The following is a 17,441-nucleotide window of genomic DNA, read 5'->3' on the forward strand; positions in this document are numbered from 1 at the left end:
TATTGATACGGAAAACCCGCATGGGCCGGCCTCCACCGGACGCGGGGCAACTTGAAGCGCCGGCACAGTCCGGCCCAAATGGAGTGAGAAAATGGCTCGTATAGCCGGCGTTAATATCCCGACCAACAAGCGCGTTGTGATTGCGCTTCAGTACATTCACGGCATTGGCAAGAAGTTCGCCCAGGAGATCGTCGAGAAGGTCGGCATCCCGGCTGAGCGCCGCGTCAACCAGCTGACCGATGCTGAAGTCCTGTCGATCCGCGAGACCATCGATCGCGACTACCAGGTCGAAGGCGATCTGCGCCGCGAAGTTTCGATCAACATCAAGCGCCTGATGGACCTCGGCTGCTACCGCGGCCTGCGTCACCGCCGGTCGCTTCCGGTCCGCGGCCAGCGCACGCATACCAATGCGCGCACCCGCAAGGGCCCGGCCAAGGCAATTGCCGGTAAGAAGAAGTAATTTCGTTCCCGGCGGGTTTCGGCCCGCCGGTTTCGCCTTTTATGGGCGGGTGTTCGGCCTGACACCTTAAAAGCAGGCTGGTGTAGCCGCTGGTATTACGGCGGTGAAGAGATCAACTGAAAGGACTACCATGGCTAAGGAAGCCGCTCGCGTTCGTCGTCGCGAACGCAAGAACATCTCGTCGGGCGTCGCCCACGTGAATTCGACCTTCAACAACACCATGATCACCATCTCCGATGCGCAGGGCAACACGATTGCCTGGTCGTCGGCCGGTGCACAGGGTTTCAAGGGTTCGCGCAAGTCGACCCCGTTCGCTGCCCAGATGGCTGCCGAAGACTGCGCCAAGAAGGCCCAGGAACATGGCATGCGTATGCTCGAGGTCGAAGTCTGCGGTCCGGGTTCGGGTCGTGAATCGGCGCTGCGCGCGCTCCAGGCTGCGGGTTTCACCATCACGTCGATCCGCGACGTGACGCCGATCCCGCACAACGGCTGCCGCCCGCGCAAGAAGCGTCGCGTCTAATATTTCACCCCGTGCGAGCGCCTTGGGCGCTCGTTACGGTTTCCAGGTCGCCCGCCACGATTGGATGGTGGCGGGGCAACGGAAGGAAGCGAATATGATCCAGAAAAACTGGCAGGAACTGATCAAGCCAAACAAGATCGAGTTCTCGTCCAAGAAGAAGACGCTGACCACGCTCGTCGCCGAACCGCTTGAGCGTGGCTTCGGCCTGACGCTGGGCAACGCGCTCCGTCGCGTGCTGTTGTCGTCGCTTCGCGGCGCTGCCGTCACTGCCGTCCAGATCGACGGCGTGCTGCATGAGTTCTCGTCCATCGGCGGCGTTCGTGAGGACGTCACCGATATCGTGCTCAACATCAAGGAAATCGCCATCCGCATGGAAGGCGACGGCCCGAAGCGCATGGTCGTTCGCAAGCAGGGCCCCGGTGCCGTGCTCGCCGGCGACATCCAGACGGTCGGCGACGTCGAGATCCTGAACCCCGACCACGTCATCTGCACGCTCGACGAGGGTGCGGAGATCCGTATGGAGTTCACCGTCGACACCGGCAAGGGCTACGTCCCGGCTGAACGCAACCGCGCAGAAGATGCTCCGATCGGCCTCATCCCGGTCGACAGCCTCTACTCGCCGGTCAAGAAGGTTTCTTACAAGGTCGAGAACACCCGCGAGGGCCAGGTTCTGGACTACGACAAGCTGACCATGACCATTGAGACCGACGGTTCGATCACCGGTGAGGACGCGGTGGCTTTCGCTGCTCGCATCCTGCAGGACCAGCTCGCCCTGTTCGTCAACTTCGACGAGCCGCAGAAGGAAGTTGCAGCCGAGGCCGTTACCGAGCTTGCCTTCAATCCGGCGCTGCTCAAGAAGGTCGACGAACTGGAGCTTTCGGTCCGTTCGGCCAACTGTCTGAAGAACGACAACATCGTTTACATCGGCGACCTGATCCAGAAGACGGAAGCAGAAATGCTGCGTACTCCGAATTTCGGCCGCAAGTCGCTCAACGAGATCAAGGAAGTTCTGGCCGCGATGGGCCTGCACCTCGGTATGGAAGTGCAGGACTGGCCGCCGGAAAACATCGAAGACCTCGCCAAGCGATACGAAGACCAGTACTAAGACGACTTAGTCGAGCAAGGTTCCTAGGACCGGATATTCCGGTCCGACGGCCTTGCGGAAAACCATCAGAGGCCGTGGCCTCTTGAACAACTGAAGAAGGAAAAGAGCCATGCGCCACGGTTTCAAAGGCCGTCGCTTCGCCCGCAGCGTAAGCCACCGCAAGTCCATGTTCGCCAACCTCTCGGTCTCGCTGATCGAGCACGAGCAGATCGTGACCACGCTCGAAAAGGCGAAGGACCTGCGTCCGATCGTCGAGAAGCTGGTGACGCTCGGCAAGCGCGGCGACCTGCATGCCCGCCGCCAGGTGATCGCCCAGATCGGCAACGAAAACGTCGTGAAGCGTCTGTTCGACGTCGTCGCGCCGCGTTACGCCACCCGCAACGGCGGCTACCTGCGCATCATGAAGGCTGGCTTCCGCCGCGGTGACAACGCCGCCATGGCAGTCATCGAGTTCGTCGATCGCGACACCTCCGCCAAGGGCGCCGGCGACCGCGTTCGCCTCGAAGCCGAAGCTGCCAACGAAGCTGAAGCTGCATAAACAGCCCGCATCGTTGTTTTGAACCGAAGGGGCCCTCGCGGCCCCTTTTGTTTTGGGCGACCCGCCAGAAAAGGCTGCAGCGGTTGTTCTGCATCCCGCGCCAACTATGCGGAAATAGGCGCTTTCGCGCGCATACAGCCTTTCAATTTGCACAATCGTCGCGACAATGGCGCCGACTAGACGTTGGAGGATTCGCAATGCGTGCGAAACATTATTTGCTGCTTGCGCTGTGTGCCTGGATGGCCGTTGCAGGTGGTGTATCGGCCCAGGAGGCCACCAAGCCCGCCGAGGATCCCGGCCTGTCGGATGTGCTGACGGACCTTTTGAACGGCGGCAAGGATGGCACGGCCACGCCCGGCCCCGACCGTCGCGTGCCCTTCGGCCGCGAGGAGATGCAGCTTTCCTTCGCGCCGCTGGTCAAGGATACGTCTGCCGCAGTGGTCAACGTCTATGCTTCCAAGCAGGTGAAGGCACGCTCGCCCTTTGAGGGCGATCCATTCTTCGAGCAATTCTTCGGCCGTGGCGCGCCGCGCAATCGCTCCTCGCTCGGTTCCGGGGTACTGGTCGATGCGAGCGGCATCGTCGTCACCAACAATCACGTCGTCCAGGACGCCGACCAGGTGAAGGTCGCTCTGTCGGATGGCCGTGAATTCACCTCAAAAGTTCTGCTCAAGGACGACTCGCTCGACCTTGCCGTGCTGAAGATCGATTCCGACAAGCCGTTTCCGACGATCGCCATCGGCGATTCCGACGCGCTACAGGTTGGCGATCTCGTTCTTGCCATCGGCAATCCCTTCGGCGTTGGCCAGACCACGACCAGCGGCATCGTCTCGGCACTGGCCCGCACGCATATCGGCGTCTCCGACTCCGGCTTCTTCATCCAGACCGACGCCGCCATCAATCCGGGCAATTCCGGTGGCGCGCTGATCAATATGGGCGGCCAGTTGATCGGCATCAACACGGCGATCTTCAGCCGCACCGGCGGCTCGATCGGCATCGGCTTCGCCATTCCCTCCAATATGGTGCGCGCCTTCACCGAGGCGGCCAAGGGCGGCGCGGAGTTCTTCGAACGGCCGTTCATTGGTGCCTCGTTCGAGCCGGTGACGCCACAGATCGCAGAATCGTTCGGCATGGACCATCCTGCCGGCGCGCTGATTTCGTCCGTCGACGAAAACGGTCCGGCGGCACGCGCCGGCCTCAAGCCCGGCGATGTCGTTCTGTCGTTCAACGGAGCCGCCATCGAGCATATGGAAGCGCTCGACTATCGCCTGGCGACCCAGCCGATCGGCGGCAAGGCGACGCTGTCGGTTCTGACCAAGGGCGAGGAAAAGGCCGTTGAAGTGGCGCTTGAGCGCGCGCCGGAAGGCGCCAGCACGAACGAGGTGTTGCTGGGCGGCCGCAGCCCGTTTGCCGGCGCCAAGGTCGCCGTGCTGTCGCCGCGCCTGGCTCAGCGCCTGCGCGTTGCGACCGACACCAAAGGCGTCGTGATTGTCGGCGTTGACGGCGGCTCGGCGGCCGCCGGTTTCGGCTTCCAGGCCGGCGACATCGTGCGCGAGCTCAACGGTGAAACGATCGACACCGCAGAGAAGCTCAAGCTGCTTTCCGAAGAGGACACACGCTGGTGGCGCTTCACCGTCGAGCGCGACGGCCGCATCATGCGGCAGATGCTGCGCTACTGAGCGTTTGACCATGCTCGAACTGGACGTGGCACATAAATGGATCGGGGGGAGGGCCACCGCATGAGCTCTCTCTTCGACGAGGTCGTGCCGCGCCCGCTTGCCGAGACATTGCGTCCGCAAAGCCTCAGCGAGGTCATCGGTCAGGACCATATCCTCGGTCCTGACGGTCCGATCGGCCGCATGGTCAAGTCGAAAAAGGCATCGTCCTTCATCCTCTGGGGGCCGCCAGGCGTAGGCAAGACGACGATTGCCCGGCTGGTCGCCAAGGAAATCGGTCTCGATTTTGTTCAGCTCTCGGCGGTTCTCTCTGGTGTCGCCGACCTCAGGAAGGTCGTGGACGCTGCCAGGCAGCTGCGCAGCGGGGCAGGGCGCCAGACGGTGGTGTTCGTTGATGAGCTCCACCGCTTCAACAGAACCACCCAGGACGCGCTGCTGCCGCATGTCGAGGACGGCACCATCGTGCTGATCGGTGCGACGACGGAGAACCCGAGCTTCAGCCTTGTTGCGGCTCTGCTGTCGCGTGCCAAGGTCTACACGCTCAAGCGTTTCGAGAAGCCTGACCTTGCCATCCTGGCCGAGCGGGCCGAGGCGCATGCCGGCAGGAAGCTGCCGCTGGACGCTGACGCGCGTGATACACTTCTGACCATGGCGGATGGCGATGGGCGCTACCTGATCGGGCTCTGCGAGGAGCTGCTCGCGCTGCCTTCTGGCGTGGTGCTCGACGTCGGCGGCCTCGCCGAGACGGTGCAGAAGCGTGCTCCGGTCTACGACAAGGGGCAGGAAGAGCACTACAACATGCTCAGCTGCTTCCATAAAAGCCTGCGCGGTAGCGACGTGCAGGCGTCGCTCTACTGGGCAGCGCGCATGGTTGTTGGCGGCGAATCTCCGGCGACGATTTTCCGCCGCCTGGCTTGCGCCGCATCCGAAGACGTCGGCATGGCCGACCCGCAGGCGATGCCGCAGGTCATCGCTGCCTGGACGGCGTTCGAGCGGGTAGGGTGGCCGGAAGGGCGCCTGTTCATGGCCCAGGCGATCACCTATGTAGCAACGGCGCCCAAGTCGAACGCGTCCTATATGGGTTTCAACCAGGCGATTGCCATGGCCCAGCAGACCGGTTCTCTGGCGCCACCAAAGCACATCCTCAACGCCCCGACCAAGCTGATGAAGGAACTCGGCTACCACGAGGGCTACAAGTACGACCACGATTATCCCGACGCGTTTTCGGGCCAGGAATTCATGCCAGATGAGCTTGCCGGCGCCAACCGTCCGGAATTCTACGCGCCCAATGAACGCGGCTTTGAACGCGACATCAAAAAACGCCTCGAATTTTGGGCACGCAACAAGGCCAACCGCAGCCACTCCGACGACTAGTCGCCGGCGATGTCGTCCGTTGCACATTTGCCCGGACGCGAGCTCGGTCTATGACCAATTTCTGCCGTTTGCCAATCCGCACGCTTCGTTTCGCGCCTTGACATATGCAGAGTATCGATTGCAAAAAAATGCAATCATATATACGTAATTTATGAAAGCGAACCAATGCGGGCGCCGTCAAACGGACGCTAGGGCGATCCGGACATGCGCACATCCAAACCGAGGTCAATGCCGTGAATCCCGAAGCCAACAAGGCGATATCTGAACTGCTTGAACGGGCGGGGGAGGCTTCAGAATTTCTGAAGAAGCTCGCCAATCCCAATCGCCTGATGATCGTTTGTGCCCTCGTCGACGGCGAGCGTTCGGTGCGCGCCCTCGAAGATCGCCTCGACATCCGACAACCGGGCCTGTCGCAACAGCTCGCCGAGCTGCGCGACGCCGGAATGATTGCCGGCCGCAAGGAATCGAAGTCGGTCTTCTATCGTCTGGCCGACGAGCGCGTCGCGGAAATGGTTGCCTTGCTCTACCGCATGTTCTGTGCGCCGGCGACCGCGCCAATTTCGAACGAAAAGCAGGAACAATGACTGAATTTACCCCCATCGCGTCGACAATAGGCGGCATCCTGATCGGCCTGGCGGCCGTGCTGCTGATAGCCTGGGAAGGGCGCATAGCGGGCATCAGCGGCATCGCCAGCCGCCTTTTGCCGCCCTATGCCGACGGTGCTTTCCCGTCGCACCTCGGCTTCGTTCTCGGCGTGGTCGCCGCACCCCTGATCTATCTGATGGCATCCGGAAACGAGGTGCTCCAGACCGTTTCATCGAACCTGTCGCTGATGGCCATCGCCGGTCTGCTGGTCGGTTTTGGTTCGGTCTATGGCAGCGGCTGCACCAGTGGACACGGTGTCTGCGGGCTGTCGCGGCTGTCGATGCGGTCGCTGCTTGCCACCGTCACCTTCATGACCACGGCCTTCGTCACGGTTTTCATCGTCCGGCACGTCTTAGGAGACTGACCATGTCGTTTCTTGTCAATCTCGCGCTTGGCCTGCTGTTCGGCATAGGCCTCGTTGTTTCAGGCATGTCCGACCCGGCCAAGGTGTTGAATTTCCTTGACGTGACTGGCACCTGGGATCCGTCGCTGGCCTTCGTCATGGGTGGCGCCGTCATCACCGCATTCGTCGGCTATCGCCTTGTATTGAAACGCTCAAAGCCGTTGGCCGCTGCCGCGTTCCAGCTTCCGGCCAAGACGGAGATCGACTGGCCGCTTCTGTTGGGCTCGGCCATTTTCGGCATCGGCTGGGGACTTGGCGGCTTTTGCCCGGGGCCAGCACTGACGGCAACCACGCTCGGAGCTGCCGGCACATATGCCTTCCTGCCAATGATGTTTGTCGGCATGTGGCTGGCCAGGGCGTTTGCATCTAGGCGTGTCGCGGCACCGGCATGACCTGTTGCTGTGCCGCCGCGACCTTGCGGCGATCCAGTAACGACTAATATACGGGCAGGGTGGTCGTCAGCCCCGTTTGCGGAACGTGCTGAACTGGAATAGCTGCACGCTGTCCCATGGCGTCCTGTGTTCGTGGCGGCGCGTGTCGACGAGCTCGTAGCCGTCGCCCAGCAATGTGCCGATACTGCCGGCATCGTGCCTGACGATCGGCAGCCCGCTGCATTTCTCAGGACCGTCGGGTGCGAAAGTGCCGATGATCGCATGGCCGCCGGGCTTCAGCGCGCTGTCCAATACCGTGGCGTAGGTTTCCTGATCGCTGGCCTCGGTAAGGAAATGAAACGCGGCGCGGTCATGCCAGATGTCGTAGCCGCGGTCCGGCCGCCATGCGGTTACGTCGCTGCGGATCCAGGTCACGCGGCTTGCGTCCGGTCCAAGGCGCGCGCGGTCCGCATCAAGTGCTGCCTGCGAGATGTCCAGCACGGTGACTTCGTCAAAGCCTCGTCCGAGCAACACGTCGACCAGATGCGAGACGCCGCCGCCGATGTCGATGACGGCTGATGCCGGTGAGGCGCCGACGAGCTCAAGCAGCGTCAGCGACTGCTCCGGCGACTGCTGATACCAGCTGACTGCGTCTTCGGCCTTGGTACCGTAGATGCCGTCCCAATGGGTTTTGCGTTGCCTGTCCGACGTCACGTCCTGTCTCCATGGCCATCATAGCAACAACAAGGCTAAAGCGCTTCCGCTGCCGCATACAGTCACTCGTTGTGATACGGATTGCTGCTCGACCTGCCAGCGGATTGGTTCGATGTAACCGACGATTTGCCGCGCGACGCACCGCCGACGCTTGCGCGCAACTCGGGCGTCGGAGCGCTCCAGTTTTCGATCGCCCGCTACCACAGCGGCAAACATCGTGCTGGCAACGTACACATTGCTATGCGGGTTGACGATCCGGAAATAGCGCAAGAGCTGGCCGAGGCAACGCGGATGATCGGATCAATCGACTTTTGATCGTGACGTTCGCATTGTGAGTTCTGGGCAAAGTGCGACTTTGAGCCAAGGCAAGGTAGCTGGTTCATCGCCGGGCAGCCAGAAGCTTGTGCCTGAACACTTCCGCTGGCGTTCTGAAGCCAAGACATTTACGTGGTGTCGCGTTGAGATGAGCACCCGCTTGCTTGAGGTGGCGGTCATCGAAGGGCAGTCGGTGTCACGCGACAGCCATTTGCGAGCGCGCCGGTTGGTGTTCTCGACGGTACCTTTCTGCCATCGAGACTGTGGGTCGCTGAACACCGAGGCCGGCCTGCAGGTAGGGCCAGTCGGTGAATTCCGTGCCGCGGTCGAAGGTGATGGAACGACGTGCTGCAGCGGGCAGGGGCGCCAGCGCCTCGATCAATCCATCCATGATCGGTTTGACTGACGGTCGTTGTTGCGCAGGAAGACCGTGAAGCGACTGACCCGTTCAACCAGTGACGTCACATTGATCTTGCCGAACTTCTTGCGGAATTGCAGCAGGTTGCATTCCCAGTTCCCCAGCTGTTTTCTGTCCCGGACGATGTCAGGACGGTGCAAAATACTCAATTCCGGGCTGAACCGTCGGCCATGGCGACGCCGCGCATAGCGCGGCCGGCGCCTGGCACGCGCTTCCGGCAGGTGGCGCCAGAGCTTCATGTCGCGGCCGTCACTGGAATAGGCAAAGCGGTAGATCGTCTCGTGGCAGACGCGGACGCTGCTGCGCTCGCAAGCCACCGGCCGGCTATCTGCGCCGGCGACCAACCATGTTTGATCCGCTCGATGATTGCGGCCTGGAGCTGCGGATGTCGAACAAGCTTGCGATATCGCAGAAGTAGCCGGTCAGATCGGGCATCTCCCGATCCTCGAACTTGTTCCGCGCGATCTCGCGGAAGATCGTCGAGCGATGGCGTCCGCGCTTCTCAGCGATCGCGTCGACACTTACTCCGGCTTGGCGCCAGCGCTCGATCTTACGGCGTTCATCCAAATCGATCTGGGAGTAGGTGCGTCTCATCTGCGGTTCCTTGCGTGCGATAACCCATTGGTATCGCAGCAAAGTCGCACTTCAAGGTAGAACCCACCCGGCTACAAATTTAAGTCGCATAAGATAGATTATGGAACAATTCTACCTTTCAGAAACGCCGATTAGCTGGGTTTTTGCTGTTCCCGGTCGTCTCTGCAAGCTTGGCTGACGATCGGCTTGGACGCATTCGCCGCAATGCGCGTTATTGGCCGGCTGCGATGCCACTCAGGCGCGCGTCAAACTGTCAGCTTATCACTCTGTCGAAAATGGCATTTCGATCGTCATGCCGTCATAGGCCGGTTCGACATGTGCCGGCGTGGCGTCCATGACGGCGGCGTAGTCCAGCGGCACGTGCATATGGGTCAGCACGGCCTTGCTTGGTTTGAGCTTCCCGATCCACTCCAACGCCTCCGAGAGCGACAGATGGCTGACATGCGGCCTATGCTGCAAGGCGTCGACGACGAGCAGTTCCAGGCCCATCATCAATGTGACCGTCGCATCAGGGAAGTCACTGACGTCGGAACAATAGGCCAGAGGCCCGACACGGAAGCCGAGCGAGATGATGTCGCCATGGATCTGCGGCAGCGGCAGAAAGGTGAGGGCACCCCCCTCTCCCGTTATGACGAATGGTTGGTCGTGCGCGATCGCATGCGGCCGCACGATTGGTGGGTATGAGCTGCCCGGCGGCGTTTCGATGCAGTAGCCAAATGCCTGTTTCAGCCTGTCGAGCGTGAAAACGTCGGCCCAGATATCAACGAGGCTACCGCGCTCGAGCACATAGCCCCGGAGGTCGTCAATGCCGTGGATATGGTCGGCATGCGGGTGCGTGTAGACCGCACCGTCGATGTGGCGAACGCCGGCGGCCAGCATCTGGGCGCGGAAATCCGGCCCCGTGTCGATGACGACGCGCGTGACGCCGGTGTCGGAAATGCGCTCGACCATGGCGGCCGCGCGGGTGCGCCTGTTCTTCGGGTTTGTCGGGTCACAGGCGCCCCAGTCGCCGGTGATGCGCGGCGTCCCTGGCGACGAGCCGCAACCCAGAATGGTAAGGCGCAGCACGTCGGCCATGGCGTCAGGCTGGCCTCGGCATCTTGGTGAACAGCCGGAAGAAGTTGGCTGTGGTGATGTCGGCGATTTCAGCTGCGCTGACACCGATGGTTTCGGCCAGCACTGCAGCCGTCTGCGCCACGAATGCCGGCTCGTTGCGTTTGCCGCGATGCGGCGGCGGCGCAAGGTATGGCGCATCGGTTTCGACCAGCAGCCGGTCGCGCGGCACGTCCTTGGCGATTTCGCGCAGCTCGGCCGAGTTCTTGAACGTCAGGATGCCGGAGAACGAGACATAGCCGCCAAGCGCGACGCCGATGCGCGCCAGCTCGGCCCCTGACGAGAAGCAGTGCAGGATGAAGGGGAATGCGCCCTTCCCCATTTCATCCCTGAGGATAGCAGCCATGTCATCGTCGGCGTTGCGGGCGTGGATGACCAGCGGCAATCCGGTTTCACGCGACGCTGCGATATGGACGCGCAGGCCCTGCGCCTGTGCGTCACGCGGCGCCTTGTCGTAGAAATAATCGAGGCCGGCCTCGCCGATCGCCACCACTTTCGGATGCGCTGACAGCTTGACCAGATCCGCCGTGGTGACGTCCAGTTCTTCGGCGGCGTTGTGCGGATGCGTGCCAACGGAACAATAGACTTCGTCGTATTCCTCAGCAATCGCAAGGATTTGCTCGAATCGCTTCACGCGCGTCGAGATCGTGACCATCCGCTCGACGCCCGCCGCCTTGGCGCGCGCAATGATATCAGCGCGCTCCTCAGTGAAGTCAGGAAAGTCGAGATGGCAATGACTGTCGACCAACATTTCTGCCGGCCTCAGCTTTCTGTCGCCTGTTCGACATAGCGCGGGAACACCGGCTGGGGAGCCGGCAGAGCCGCACCCGAGACCAGCGCATGCGCGGCGTCGACATGGACGAAGTCCCGGTCGGTGACTGCAAGCAGGTCGAGCAGCTTGGTTGCCGAGGCCGGAATGAACGGCTGGCACATGATTCCGACGCGACGGATCACCTCGGCCGTGGTCCACAGCACCGTTTCCATGCGCGCCGGGTCCGTCTTCTTCAGTGCCCAGGGCTCCTGTGCCGCGAAGTAGCGGTTGGCCTCGGCAACGACGGCGAAGATCGCGGCGAGGGCGTGGTGGATGCCCTGCTCCGCCATTGCCTTGCGCGCCGTCGCCAGCGCCGCCACGGCCTGGTCGAGGATCGCCTTGTCGGCCTCCGCCAATTCGCCGCGCTGCGGCACCACGCCATTGCAGTTCTTAGCGATCATCGACAGCGAGCGCTGCGCAAGATTGCCGAGGTCGTTGGCGAGATCCGCATTGGTGCGGTTGACGATTGCCTCGTGGCTGTAGCTGCCGTCCTGGCCGAACGGAACCTCACGCAGCAGGAAGTAGCGTACCTGGTCGAGGCCATAATGCTCGACCATGGTGAACGGATCGACGACGTTGCCGAGCGACTTCGACATCTTCTCGCCGCGGTTGAACAGGAAGCCGTGGCCGAACACCCTCTTCGGCAACTCGATGCCGGCGGACATCAGGAAAGCCGGCCAGTAGACGGCATGGAAGCGGACGATGTCCTTGCCGATGATATGAACGGCAGGCCAGTAAGCCCACTTCTCGGCGCTGGTGTCCGGATAGCCGAGCGCCGTGATGTAGTTGGTCAGCGCGTCGACCCAGACATACATCACGTGCTTGTCGTCGCCGGGCACCGGCACGCCCCAGTCGAATGTCGTGCGCGAGATCGACAGGTCCTTCAGACCCGAACGGACGAAGCTCGCAACTTCGTTGCGGCGCTCGTTGGGGCCGATGAAGTCGGGCTTGCTGTCATAGAGCGCCAGCAGCTTGTCCTGATAGGCCGACAGGCGGAAGAAGTAGCTCTCCTCCTCGACCCATTCAACCGGCGTGCCCTGCGGGCCATAGCGCACATTGTCGGGACGGACTTCGGTCTCTTCCTCGCCGTAATAGGCTTCGTCGCGCACCGAATACCAGCCGGCATAGCTGCTCTTGTAGATGTCGCCCTTGTCAGCCATCGCCTTCCAGATCGCCTGGGAGGCAGCATAGTGACGCTCTTCGGTGGTGCGGATGAAATCGTCGTTCGACGCATTCAGAAGTATTGCCATCTTCTTGAATTCGTTCGAATTGCGGTCTGCCAGTTCACGCGCGGTGATGCCTTCGCGGTTGGCCGTCTGCAGCATCTTGATGCCGTGCTCGTCGGTGCCGGTGAGGAAGAAGACATCCTTGCCGTCATGGCGCTGGAAGCGGGCAAGAGCGTCGGTTGCGATCAGCTCGTAGGCGTGGCCGATATGCGGCTTGCCGTTGGGATAGGAGATCGCGGTCGTGATGTAGAATTTTTCGCGGGACATGGGTGGGCCGTCATGAATGTCGGATTGAAAGGGTCGCGGTCAGACAACGCATCGGCATGGCGTTTGCCATCCGGCTCGGACGAGCGTCACATTCGCAATGCGGCATTCAAGCGGTCGATCATGGCCAGGACGTGTTGTTTCTTGTCGAGATTGTAGGTCTCGGTCTCGGATATCGCGTTTTGCGCGTCGTGCCAAGCATCGGACAAGGTGTTGGCCCGTGAAAGGTCGGAGTTGTAGGCAGCTTGCGTCGCCGTATCCGCCAGCAGGTCGAGCGCGCGGCGATTGAAGACGTCGAACTGGATCGCGCTGTCCCTGCCCGCCACCGCATCGGCGAGCTTGTGCGCGGCGCCGATGTCGTTGCGTCCGGACCGCACGATCCTGTCAAGCGCTTCGGCGATCTCCAGCCCGCCATACTGGGTGAGCAGGATGGCAGCGCGCACGCTGCCCCCTGCCCGCTGCACCAGTGCCGCGCGCGCCTCCGGCTCGTCAGGCGCCGGCTGATCGGTGCCGGCAAGGGCTGCCAGCAGCGCATTGTCGTCGAGCGGGGTCAGGCGGATGGTCTGGCAGCGCGAACGGATCGTCGGCAGCAGACTGCCGGGCGCATGGACGATCAGGACGAACAGTGTACGCGCCGGCGGCTCTTCAAGGTTTTTGAGCAGCGCATTGGCGGCATTGGTGTTCATGTCGTCGGCCGGATCGACGATGACGACACGGTAGGCGCCATCATGCGAGGTCATCGACAGGAAACGCGACACTTTTCGGATCTCGTCGACTGTCACGACCGACTTGAAACCCTTGGTCTTGTCGTTCTGCGGCCGCGTCAGGTGCAGCACCGAAGGATGCGCGCCGGTGGCAACCTGGCGGAACAGTCCCGACTTCGGGTCTGGATGCGCGAGCTCTTCGGGCGCGCTGCGATAGTCGGGATGACGCAGCAGATGATTGGCGAGGTGAAAGGCCAGTGTCGCCTTGCCGATGCCTATCGGGCCGGCGAGGATAAGGGCATGCGGCAGCTTGCCCGAGCGATAGGCCGCGGTCAGCATCGCGGCCGCCTGTTCATGGCCGAACAGGCGCGGGTTTTCGGCCGGCTCGGCAATGCCGTCGAGCGTATCGTGCTGTTCGGGGGCGAGGCGTTCGAACATCAGGCGTCGGCCCTCGCCCGGCTGCCCGCCGTGGCGCGCGCTTCAAGGGCGGCGAAGACGGCGTCGGTTATCTGGTGCTCGACCTCTTCCTGATCCCTCGATGCGTCGATCAGGATGCATCGCTCAGGTTCGTTCTCGGCAATCGCCAGATAGGCTTCGCGCCGGCGCTGGTGGATCTCTACGGTCTCCTTCTCGAAACGGTCGGCCACATCCTGTCCGCGCCTGGCAGTGGCGCGCCGAAGGCCTTCGGTTGGGTCGAGATCGAGGATCAGCGTCATGTCGGGCATCATGCCATTGATTGCCACGCGCTCGACAGCCGCCATGAAGTCGGGATCGAGGTCGCCCGTAACCCCTTGGTAGACACGCGACGAATCGAGAAAGCGGTCGCACAGCACGATGGCACCACGCTCGACAGCCGGTCGGATCACTTGCTCGACATGGTCGGAGCGCGCGGCAGCAAACAGCAGCGCTTCCATTTCCGGCCCGAATGGCTCGGCGGCACCCGACAGCAGCACATGGCGCACCGCTTCGGCTCCGGGCGAGCCGCCGGGCTCACGCGTAACCAGAATGTCATAGCGCTTGTCGCGAAGCTTGCTGGCCAGGCGTTCGATCTGGGTCGACTTGCCTGCGCCCTCGCCGCCTTCGAATGTGATGAAGAAGCCGCGCGCCAATCCAATGCCTTTCTGTCCGTTGCACCGCACGTCATGCCGCACGAACGGCCTCACGGCATATCTTATGTAGGTGCCGAAGCTCTAGCGTCGAGAGCCGCAAAGGTCCACCCGAACTATCTGAGCCAGCCGACCGCGAGTTCCTTGACCGCGTCGAGGGCGCGGCTTTGCAGTGAACCTACTTCGACAGCCTCTGCGGCATAGAGCGGGGTTTCCTGGCTCAGCGTGTCGCCGATCCAGACCTTGAGCGAGCCGATCGGCGTTCCCTGTGCAATCGGAGCTGCCACCGGGCCGTCATAGACGATGCGTGCCACGAGCCGCTCGCGATTGGTAATCGGTAAAAACAGCGAGATCGGCTTCTGGGCCACCAGCGCGACATGCGATCTGGTGCCGCCAAACACCTGCGCTTCGCCGACTGTCTCGTTGGCGGCAAAGATCTCCGACTTCTCGAAGGATCGCATGCCCCAGTCGAGCAGCTTGCGTGCTTCCTCCGAGCGCTCGCGGTCGCTGGCAAGGCCGGCCATGGCGGCAAACAGCCGCCTGCCCTCTCGGTTGACCGAGCCGACGATGGCAAAACCCTCGCCTTCGGTGAATCCGGCCGCCATGCCGTCGGCGCCGATGTCCATGGTGATCAGCGGGTTGCGGTTGCGCTGCAGGATCTTGTTCCAGTTGAACTCCGGCAGGCTGTAGTAGCGGTAGAACTCGGGATAGGTGCGCCAGATGTGCAGGCCGAGCGTGGCGAGCTCACGCACAGTGGTGGTCTGGCCAGGCGCCGGCAAACCGGTCGAATTGACGAATGTCGACTTCTCCAGGCCGATCTCGCGGGCGCGTTCGGTCATCTGCAGGGCGAAATTGGCCTCGGAGCCGGCCATGCCTTCGGCAAGCACGATGCAACCGTCATTGGCGAGTTGTACAGTAACGCCCTGGATCAGGTCCTCGATGCGGATCTGCGACTTGACCGCGGCAAACATCGTCGAGGCGCGCGATGCGGCGCCACCGGTGCGCCAGGCGTTTTCGCTCACTGCAAAGGTGTCGTCGAGCTTGTAGCGGCCCGACTTGATGGCGTTGAACACCACCTCCATGGTCATCAGCTTGGCCAGCGAGGCCGGAGCCATCGGCTTGTCGGGATCCTTCGAAAACAGCACGGTGCCGGTTTCGGCATCGATCATGTAGGCTTGGGTGGCCTTCGTTTCGAACAACTGAGCCTCAGCCTGTCCTGTGAAGGCAAGCGCTGCAAGCAAGCCGATCATCAAGCTGAGCGGCGCGGATAGTCTGAAATTCATGAGAGATACTGCCCCGTTCGGCCCCGTTCCGGTCGAGCGTCGTGAACCTATCAGTCTTCGATCGATGGGATCAACCGTGGCGGGGCAGATAGCCACAGCTCCGCAGGCGCGAATGCCTTAATCGTGAACCGCAAACGCGTCGGGTGCGCCATGCGACCAGGCCGCCTTCAGCATGGCGTCGATCGAGGTCTTGCCATCGGGATAAAGGTCGACCGAATACCAGGTCTTGCCTTCGAAATCGGACTGCTCGACCAGGGTGCGGCCATAGGCAGAAAGCGCCTTGGCGACGCGCTGGGCTTCCGCGCCGTCCTCGAAAGTGCCGGCGGCGACATAGGTGTCGAGCTTCTGTTCGGCGCGCGGGCCCGGATTGAGGCGCTTCCAGGAATCGACGATGTCGCTTGACGTCATCGCCTTGCGTTCCAGTGCGGCGAAAGCCCTGGTCGCTCCGCTTGCGGTCTCGCTGGCGTAACCCATGGTGGCAAGCGCCACGCGGGTCTGCGGCACCATCATGCCGTCAGGACGTTCCGGCGCGATCGGCCCGAAATCCGGCAGCACCACGTCGATCATTCCCTGTCCCTGTGCCGCCATGGCTGGCTGCTCGAACTGGACCGCCTGAGCCGCAAGGCTGTTGGCCGGAGCACTGGCCAGTTGGACAGCGGCCGGTGCTGTATTGGTCATCGTGCCTGGAAACGCCGCCGCCTGCCCGACACCAATGTTCGGCGTCGGTCCGTTCATGGCAATCATCACGCCTGCTGGCAGGCCGTCATTGCTCGGATCGGCCATGCCCTTGCCCGGGCGGTAGGATGCAAGCAGGTACTGGTCGTCGCGGCCGTCGAGCGGTGCACGGCCGACATATTCGACCTTCACCTTGGCCGTGCCGCTGTGGGCATAGTCGAGCATCTCGGCGGCGCGCTTGGAGAGGTCGATGACACGGTCGTTCGAATAAGGCCCGCGATCGTTGATGCGCACGATCACCGAACTGCCGTTCTTGGTGTTGGTGACGCGGGCATAGCTCGGCAGCGGCATCGTCGGGTGCGCCGCGGTCAGATGCGTCATGTCGTAGATTTCGCCATTGGCGGTCAGCCGGCCATGGAAGGCGTCGCCGTACCATGAGGCTCGACCCATTGCGGCGTAGTTCTTGTCTTCCTTGGGATAGTACCACTTGCCGCGCACCTTGTAGGGCTTGCCGGTCTGGTCGCGGCCGCCGCCGCGCGGCAGGTTCGACATCGCCGTCGTCACGCGCGGACTTGCCTTCACGCCATATTCGGACTCGGCGAAATATTCCTTGGAGCGCTTCTTGCTGGCGACGGAAGTCGGCTTCTGGGAGGCGCAGCCGGCAATGAACACAGCGGTCGCTGCGAGAATGCTGATCGTGGCTGCGCGCCCAAGGCGCGTCCGCGTCGAGTTCTGCATTGTCGTGAAGTCCCCTGCCAGTCTACTCCGGCGCCGCCAAAGGCGCAGCGCCGTTACGCTTATGTGGAGTCAGCTCGCGCACGTATCCCCAGTCCCCTATGTGCGCAGGTAATGCTTGCCAGCCTATTAATCGACTGTGGTCCGAAACGGGCGAGATTGTGGCACAATTACGGCGCTTGCCCTCGAGTAACTTGACTTCAACCAAGTTCGTCGTGGCAGAACAAGCGCAGCGTCGCAGCGTAAGAAAGCTATTATTTTCAGGTCATTATGACAAAAAACATAACAAGAAGATAATCCACTTCGACAGCTGAAGCGGCCTCATTGGCTGTTTGGGTTCCGATGGCAGGAGCCGGGTTTGTTGTCTTCCAGCGTTGTCGAAGCGCCGTGC

Annotated in this window: 18 protein-coding genes and 1 pseudogene; 10 read left to right on the top strand and 9 right to left on the bottom strand. The window is 62.2% G+C overall.

Going from position 1 to position 17,441, the window contains the following annotated elements; genetic code table 11:
• The first annotated feature begins 91 nt into the window (after positions 1-91).
• The 9 genes from rpsM to H5P29_RS18710 all read left to right on the top strand — a co-directional run bounded on the left by rpsM (position 92) and on the right by H5P29_RS18710 (position 7,113).
• Positions 92-460, top strand: coding sequence for a 30S ribosomal protein S13 (gene rpsM, locus H5P29_RS18670; RefSeq protein WP_055976458.1), 369 nt, complete (start codon positions 92-94; stop codon positions 458-460).
• A gap of 130 nt (positions 461-590) precedes the next feature.
• Positions 591-980, top strand: coding sequence for a 30S ribosomal protein S11 (gene rpsK, locus H5P29_RS18675; protein WP_055976460.1), 390 nt, complete (start codon positions 591-593; stop codon positions 978-980).
• Between the two features lie 94 nt (positions 981-1,074).
• Positions 1,075-2,085, top strand: coding sequence for a DNA-directed RNA polymerase subunit alpha (locus tag H5P29_RS18680; protein ID WP_055976463.1), 1,011 nt, complete (start codon positions 1,075-1,077; stop codon positions 2,083-2,085).
• Between the two features lie 109 nt (positions 2,086-2,194).
• Positions 2,195-2,623 (top strand): 50S ribosomal protein L17, encoded by a 429-nt coding sequence (rplQ, locus tag H5P29_RS18685; protein ID WP_067961913.1) that lies wholly within the window; start codon positions 2,195-2,197, stop codon positions 2,621-2,623.
• Between the two features lie 197 nt (positions 2,624-2,820).
• Positions 2,821-4,302, top strand: a complete 1,482-nt coding sequence (locus H5P29_RS18690; protein WP_154384199.1) for a DegQ family serine endoprotease — start codon at positions 2,821-2,823, stop codon at positions 4,300-4,302.
• A 60-nt stretch (positions 4,303-4,362) separates the two neighbouring features.
• The gene (locus H5P29_RS18695) at positions 4,363-5,673 is read left to right on the top strand and encodes a replication-associated recombination protein A (protein ID WP_067961917.1); all 1,311 of its coding nucleotides are present in this window, start codon (positions 4,363-4,365) and stop codon (positions 5,671-5,673) included.
• A 233-nt stretch (positions 5,674-5,906) separates the two neighbouring features.
• Positions 5,907-6,257, top strand: coding sequence for a helix-turn-helix transcriptional regulator (locus H5P29_RS18700; RefSeq protein WP_246786991.1), 351 nt, complete (start codon positions 5,907-5,909; stop codon positions 6,255-6,257).
• Complete coding sequence (locus tag H5P29_RS18705; protein WP_154384200.1) at positions 6,254-6,682, top strand: YeeE/YedE family protein; 429 nt, start codon at positions 6,254-6,256, stop codon at positions 6,680-6,682. Before H5P29_RS18700 ends, H5P29_RS18705 begins: the two co-directional genes overlap by 4 nt.
• A gap of 2 nt (positions 6,683-6,684) precedes the next feature.
• A complete protein-coding gene (locus H5P29_RS18710; protein WP_067961924.1) occupies positions 6,685-7,113 on the top strand; it encodes a DUF6691 family protein in 429 nt (142 codons plus the stop codon).
• 66 nt (positions 7,114-7,179) lie between these two features.
• On the opposite strand, the gene H5P29_RS18715 is transcribed toward H5P29_RS18710, so the two are convergent.
• Positions 7,180-7,806, bottom strand: coding sequence for a trans-aconitate 2-methyltransferase (locus tag H5P29_RS18715; protein WP_185910129.1), 627 nt, complete (start codon positions 7,804-7,806; stop codon positions 7,180-7,182).
• A gap of 81 nt (positions 7,807-7,887) precedes the next feature.
• Between H5P29_RS18715 and H5P29_RS18720 the strand changes: the two genes are divergently transcribed.
• Positions 7,888-8,121 carry a hypothetical protein gene (locus H5P29_RS18720; RefSeq protein ID WP_067961928.1) on the top strand — a complete coding sequence of 78 codons (234 nt, stop codon included), beginning with the start codon at positions 7,888-7,890 and terminating at the stop codon, positions 8,119-8,121.
• A gap of 64 nt (positions 8,122-8,185) precedes the next feature.
• Here H5P29_RS18720 and H5P29_RS18725 read toward each other — a convergent pair.
• The 8 genes and pseudogenes from H5P29_RS18725 to H5P29_RS18760 all read right to left on the bottom strand — a co-directional run bounded on the left by H5P29_RS18725 (position 8,186) and on the right by H5P29_RS18760 (position 17,053).
• Positions 8,186-9,133: pseudogene (locus tag H5P29_RS18725) on the bottom strand (IS30 family transposase).
• A gap of 261 nt (positions 9,134-9,394) precedes the next feature.
• Positions 9,395-10,210: an MBL fold metallo-hydrolase gene (locus tag H5P29_RS18730; protein ID WP_067961930.1), complete on the bottom strand. Its 816-nt coding sequence runs from the start codon at positions 10,208-10,210 to the stop codon at positions 9,395-9,397.
• Between the two features lie 4 nt (positions 10,211-10,214).
• A complete protein-coding gene (locus H5P29_RS18735) occupies positions 10,215-10,997 on the bottom strand; it encodes a TatD family hydrolase (protein WP_154384201.1) in 783 nt (260 codons plus the stop codon).
• Between the two features lie 11 nt (positions 10,998-11,008).
• A complete protein-coding gene (gene metG, locus H5P29_RS18740; protein WP_154384202.1) occupies positions 11,009-12,550 on the bottom strand; it encodes a methionine--tRNA ligase in 1,542 nt (513 codons plus the stop codon).
• An 86-nt stretch (positions 12,551-12,636) separates the two neighbouring features.
• Positions 12,637-13,692: a DNA polymerase III subunit delta' gene (locus H5P29_RS18745; RefSeq protein WP_154384203.1), complete on the bottom strand. Its 1,056-nt coding sequence runs from the start codon at positions 13,690-13,692 to the stop codon at positions 12,637-12,639.
• Positions 13,689-14,360 (bottom strand): dTMP kinase, encoded by a 672-nt coding sequence (gene tmk, locus H5P29_RS18750; RefSeq protein WP_067961936.1) that lies wholly within the window; start codon positions 14,358-14,360, stop codon positions 13,689-13,691. Before tmk ends, H5P29_RS18745 begins: the two co-directional genes overlap by 4 nt.
• A gap of 113 nt (positions 14,361-14,473) precedes the next feature.
• Positions 14,474-15,607: a D-alanyl-D-alanine carboxypeptidase family protein gene (locus H5P29_RS18755; RefSeq protein ID WP_154384266.1), complete on the bottom strand. Its 1,134-nt coding sequence runs from the start codon at positions 15,605-15,607 to the stop codon at positions 14,474-14,476.
• 150 nt (positions 15,608-15,757) lie between these two features.
• Entirely contained in the window at positions 15,758-17,053 is a 1,296-nt protein-coding gene (locus tag H5P29_RS18760; RefSeq protein WP_154384204.1) for a septal ring lytic transglycosylase RlpA family protein, read from the bottom strand.
• Positions 17,054-17,441: the final 388 nt, after the last annotated feature.

It is taken from the genome of Aminobacter sp. MDW-2 (assembly GCF_014250155.1).
Lineage (GTDB): Bacteria > Pseudomonadota > Alphaproteobacteria > Rhizobiales > Rhizobiaceae > Aminobacter > Aminobacter ciceronei.